A 1,642-nucleotide genomic window follows, 5' to 3' on the forward strand; every position below is an offset into this window, starting at 1 on the left:
CCCCAAAATCCAGTAAACGACCAAACGCCATAACCGACAAGGCATAGGGCGAGCGGGAACAGCATTAAAAGTTTGCTTTTTTTCGTCCTGATTTTGGTGTGTACTTCGGCAGACTTATACAGCCCATACACGCTTTTATCAAGCCTGTACACGCTGATTAGGGCTTCCCTGATGTTTGCCCTGCTTTCAGGGTCTTTTGCGCCGCCTGTCGTCCATTCGAGCTTACGACGTAGCCCTAGATTGGTCTTCCCTAAATGCGTGTGATGTTCTATCAGTCCACGCAGATGGACGTCTATCAGGCGCGGATGTTGGGTTATCAGTATGAAATCAAGACCACGGTGTCGGTGTGTTTCAAGTTCGGCGACGTAGTCGGGTACTTTCGAACCGCTTGGACGTGGGCGGAATATGCGTTGGCATTCGTCAACGACGATAATCGCACCCGGTGGCGCCCACTTCGGCCATGTCTGAATGCTTTCGCCTTCTGGTATATCGAAGTAGTTTATTTTGTCGTGGTCTAGGTCTTTGATTCCGTCCACGAAGATGGGACGGTCTTTAAAGTCCTTGCGTTTGACAAGATTGGAAACCGCATACAATGTTTTTCCCGCACCGGGAACGCCTGTATATAGGTAAAGCATTTTTTATCCCTCGCTTTTGACGATAGTGGACAGTTTCTTAAAGCCCTTTATCGTTGCTATAAATGTGAATGCGCCAAATATCCAATTCAACATGACGCCGAAACCCATGATATAGACGATTTGCAATGCGTCTTCAGGGAAACCGCCAATATGGTTTTGAACCTGTTGGATGAAGTAAGATTGCAACTGGCGAAAGCCCGCCACTGTCACGAAAGAAAGTCCTATGGCGGTCAATATTCTGCCCGCCACGGACATTAATACGGCTGTTATCAAACTGCCCCAGTTCATAGCTCCTCCAATGCGCCATATACGAACCATGCACAGGTAAGAATGGTCATCATGATTAAAACGGGTCTCAATTTTGCGGCAAAGTCGCAAAGCGGCTGATAGCTGAATTCGACTTGCCCAAATGCGCCCAAATCCACGCTTTTCGGTTGCGGGCAAACGCCTTCGGTTTGGAAAACGTTTTCAGGTCTAAAATCTAAATCTATTGTGTTTTCAGGCAAGACGATGTCTTCATAGCTCGCATCGCCCCCCGGCATACATTGCGCAGCATTCGGGTTTTGCTGACAAAAATTCTGCTGCTGATTCTCTTGATTTTGATTTTGCTGCCCTGTCGGACTGTTCGGCTGATTCGGCGTATTCGGACTGTTCGGCGTTGTCGGTGCATTCGGACTATCTGGCGTTGTAGGTGTATTCGGACTATTGGGTGTTGTCGGTGTGTTTTGTCCTTTATTCGGTGTCGGTATTATTTCGCTGCGTGTCGGTGCGAGCGTGGAATTTGGTTTCAGATCTGGACGCGGAATAATGGTTGTCGTAATTGAACCGTCTCTATTTATGGTGAATCGTGTTTGTTGAGGTGTATTGCTACCCTGCGGGGTGTAGGGTGCTGAATCGGCGGTCATCGGGGTAAATTCATTTGAAACCGTCGATTTTTCAACGGAATCGCCAATTTTGGACAACTGATTCATCAATTCGGCATGATTGGTCTGTTGGTTATTCAACAT

Annotated in this window: 3 protein-coding genes; all 3 read right to left on the reverse strand. The window is 47.6% G+C overall.

Going from position 1 to position 1,642, the window contains the following annotated elements:
• Positions 1-635: zonular occludens toxin family protein (locus tag HMPREF2572_RS03205; protein WP_246827758.1), on the reverse strand; the 635-nt coding region annotated here is incomplete at its 3' end.
• Positions 636-638: 3 nt separating this feature from the next.
• Positions 639-923 carry a DUF2523 domain-containing protein gene (locus HMPREF2572_RS03210; RefSeq protein WP_016687737.1) on the reverse strand — a complete coding sequence of 95 codons (285 nt, stop codon included), beginning with the start codon at positions 921-923 and terminating at the stop codon, positions 639-641.
• On the reverse strand, positions 920-1,642 hold a 723-nt coding region (locus HMPREF2572_RS03215), incomplete at its 5' end, for a virulence factor TspB C-terminal domain-related protein (protein ID WP_283118434.1). The genes HMPREF2572_RS03215 and HMPREF2572_RS03210, both read right to left, overlap by 4 nt.

The organism is Neisseria sp. HMSC064E01 (genome assembly GCF_001808875.1).
GTDB lineage: Bacteria > Pseudomonadota > Gammaproteobacteria > Burkholderiales > Neisseriaceae > Neisseria > Neisseria sicca_A.

Bases quoted from the DNA above. Each gene is read 5' to 3' on its own strand.
- HMPREF2572_RS03210 (WP_016687737.1), bottom strand. From the start codon at position 923: ATGAACTGGGGCAGTTTGATAACAGCCGTATTAATGTCCGTGGCGGGC.